Genomic DNA, 2,069 nt, shown 5'->3' with positions numbered 1-2,069 from the left:
CTGCACGAATACGGCGTACTGAAGATCGGCAGCTCGATCCCGATTTACGGCGCGGTATCGCAGGGAATCCTGACAGCTATCGACGCAGTGTGGAAGTTCGCGGGCTGGGAGCAGATGCTGCAAGCCGAAGCGCAGGCGTTGTCGTTCCACAAGACATGGCAGAACGACGTGCGGGTGAGTTTGGGATTTGGTTTGTATGTAGGGGCGCTCGGTCTTGGGGTGGGAAATGCGGTGAAGGCCTATGGGACGTGGCGCAATGTGTATGCGACGGGGATGCTGGAACGGGCAGCAGGGAAAGAACTGGCCGTGCGAGCCGGGAAAGCGCTGCGTATGACGGGCGGACTGATGGCTGCCCTGTCGGGTGTGGCGGCGGCGATGGATTTGGTGGATGCCGTTCAAAGCGCGGGGCGCGGGCAATGGGCTCTTACGATACTTCATCTAACGTCGGTGGGCGCTGGAGTTAGTGCGGCAGTTTTCGCATTTTCGGCAGCTTTCGGTCCCGCAGGCAGTGCAACCGTGGTCGCCGGGCTGAGCTTGACGGGTTGGAGTCTGGTGCTGGCTGTCCTACTGGTGGCGCTGAACATGGCCATCGGCCACGTCAGGGGCGACAGCTTCGCGCAGTGGCTGGAGCGGTGCTACTGGGGCGAGTTGGCGTCAGGCCGCTATGCCGATTCTTCAACAGAACAGTCCGATTTTAGTCAAGCAATGGCAGGGGCATGATGTTTACAACGAGCAAGAAACAACGTCCGCTGAATGACCAGGATCGTGAGTGGCATGTACCGATCCATGACAGTGCAGGCGAGCCGCATGCATCAGGCCGGGCGATCCGAATGAACTCTTCCTATCTCGAGTTAGTCGACGGGTTCTACTCGAATCGCGGAGGGATGAGTGCGGTTGGAATTTTCGGCGTGGGAATAAGTGCATTTGTCCTGATCTTCCTTGTGTACACCATAGTCGCCCACTACCTCGATCCAAATTGGGATCGTCACGACGAATCGGAGATGCTGTTTGCCACGATCTTCGGCTTAATACTGTTTTCACTTCTCATCGTTGGCATCGTCGCCTTCAATCTCAAGATCGGCGAATGGTTCCGCTACACGCATTACCCGATGCGCTTCAACCGACGGAACCGGATGGTGTACGTATTTCGCGGTGACGATACGGTGCTTGAAGCCCCGTGGGACGACGTGCACTTCGCCTTTCGAATCAACGCGAACATCTTTGGGATACGCATCTGGAACATATGCGGTCTCGTTCTGAAGGACAAACAGACCGTAGAGGAAATGTTCGTGTTCGGCTACGCGTCGCCCAGCCGCGACCACTGCCTGCGTCACTGGGAGTTCATTCGTCGATATATGGAGGAAGGGCCGCAGACAGTGATAGACGCACCCGGCCTCCTGGACTGCTTGCCGATTGCCGACAAACGCGAAACGCTCTATCAGGGTTGGATCGCGCTCGCGTCTCAGGATGCGTGGAACCCGGTTGCCAAGTGGGTCATGTTCCCCTTCCACGTGTTTTTCTTCCTTGGCCGTCTCGTCTGCCGCGTGACCAGCAAGGTGCCCCTATGGCCTGCCGATGTCGAAGCAGCGTGTCAGATCACGCCGGACGATCCATACGTGCGGGATTCGAGCACGAATCCGGAGGGATATCGATAGGGATGTATGCAAGCATCACTGGGCGCGCCGGGCTCGACAGTCGGCCACGTATGCCGAGCGGCAGGTTGCGGGAAGCTTCGCCAGCGGCAATATCGGGGCATTCAACACGGCCATTGCGTCCAAGGATGTAAAAGCGAAGATTGCCGTGTTTATCACTGACGACATGGAAAAGACGCTAGCGAACATCAAGGACCCGACCAAGAAAATCGCCTGGCTGGCCGAGCATGTGAAAACCCCAAAGAGCCTGCACGAATACGGCGTACTAAGAATCAGCCGCTCGATCCCGATTTTCGGCGCGGTATCGATGGGAATCCTGACCGCCATCGACGCCGTGTGGAAATTCGCGGGCTGGGAGCAGATGCTGCAGGCCGAAGCACAAGCGTTGTCGTTCCAGAAGACGTGGACGCAGGACGT

3 protein-coding genes are annotated in these 2,069 nt (G+C 57.8%); all 3 read left to right on the top strand.

Annotation, left to right across the window (positions count from 1 at the left end):
* On the top strand, nucleotides 1-720 hold a 720-nt coding region (locus tag AC1DEL_RS27435; protein WP_477126485.1), incomplete at its 5' end, for a hypothetical protein.
* A complete protein-coding gene (locus AC1DEL_RS27430) occupies nucleotides 717-1,655 on the top strand; it encodes a DUF6708 domain-containing protein (protein WP_454756847.1) in 939 nt (312 codons plus the stop codon). The genes AC1DEL_RS27435 and AC1DEL_RS27430, both read left to right, overlap by 4 nt.
* A gap of 145 nt (nucleotides 1,656-1,800) precedes the next feature.
* On the top strand, nucleotides 1,801-2,069 hold a 269-nt coding region (locus AC1DEL_RS27425), incomplete at its 3' end, for a hypothetical protein (protein ID WP_477126484.1).

This window comes from Cupriavidus sp. 10L43_2, from assembly GCF_056395265.1.
This window is presented reverse-complemented; position numbering and strand designations above follow the sequence as displayed.

What these genes read in the sequence shown, in the direction of transcription:
- AC1DEL_RS27430 (WP_454756847.1), top strand. Translation starts at nt 717, where the DNA reads ATGATGTTTACAACGAGCAAGAAACAACGTCCGCTGAATGACCAGGAT.